The organism is Agrobacterium sp. ST15.16.055 (assembly GCF_027956555.1).
Taxonomy (GTDB): Bacteria; Pseudomonadota; Alphaproteobacteria; order Rhizobiales; family Rhizobiaceae; genus Agrobacterium; species Agrobacterium salinitolerans.
In genome coordinates this window covers 1-768 of sequence record NZ_JAQKGN010000035.1, presented here as the reverse complement: position 1 = coordinate 768, position 768 = coordinate 1, and the positions used below count along the sequence as shown (strand labels likewise).

Genomic DNA, 768 nt, shown 5'->3' with positions numbered 1-768 from the left:
GTATTGCTAAAAAGGACATCAACTCGGCGAATCTGCGTACCCAGCCTGATTACGACTATCAGAACGGGAAAAGCATTCTGAAAGGCTATCGCGCGGTGCGCACAGTGGAAGTGACCTTGCGCCAGCTGGATAAACTCAACGGTCTGCTGGATGGCGCCCTGAAAGCGGGTCTCAACGAGATTCGCTCCGTCTCGCTGGGCGTTGCGCAACCGGACGCCTACAAAGATAAAGCGCGTAAAGCGGCGATCGACGACGCCGTGCATCAGGCGCAGGAGCTGGCCGCAGGCTTCCACAGCAAGCTGGGTCCGGTGTACAGCGTGCGCTACCATGTCTCCAACTATCAGCCGAGCCCGATGGTTCGCATGATGAAGGCTGCTGACGCTGCGCCGGTTTCTGCCCAGGAAACCTACGAGCAGGCGACTATCCAGTTTGACGACCAGGTCGATGTAGTCTTTGAGCTGCAGCCGGCGCAAGCCGCTGCTCCAGCCACCCCGGCGAAACCGGCGGAAACGCCGAAACCGGCCCAGTAAGCGATAGAAACAAAAAAGCCACTTCAGCGAAGTGGCTTTTTTATGCCCGCGGTTTAATCCTGACGCAGCACCTTGTGTCCGTAGTCAATGAGCGCATCGGTCACCCGGCGCATCATGCGGCTTTCCGGGGCGAAGCGGTGCCAGTAGAGCATGCGGCGCTGGAACAGGCCCGGGGTGAGATCGATAAGTTCGCCGCTGTTGAGCTCTTTTTCGATCTGCAGATGCGGGATCATACAGC

The 768-nt window shown here is 58.5% G+C and carries 1 protein-coding gene and 1 pseudogene; one reads left to right on the top strand and one right to left on the bottom strand.

Features of this window, described 5'->3' with window-relative positions; all coding sequences use genetic code 11:
• The coding region (locus PL599_RS22705; protein WP_271359895.1) for an oxidative stress defense protein at positions 1-530 on the top strand (530 nt) is incomplete at its 5' end.
• Between the two features lie 53 nt (positions 531-583).
• Here PL599_RS22705 and PL599_RS22700 read toward each other — a convergent pair.
• Positions 584-768 (bottom strand): annotated as a pseudogene (locus PL599_RS22700) (hypothetical protein); the annotation flags it as partial.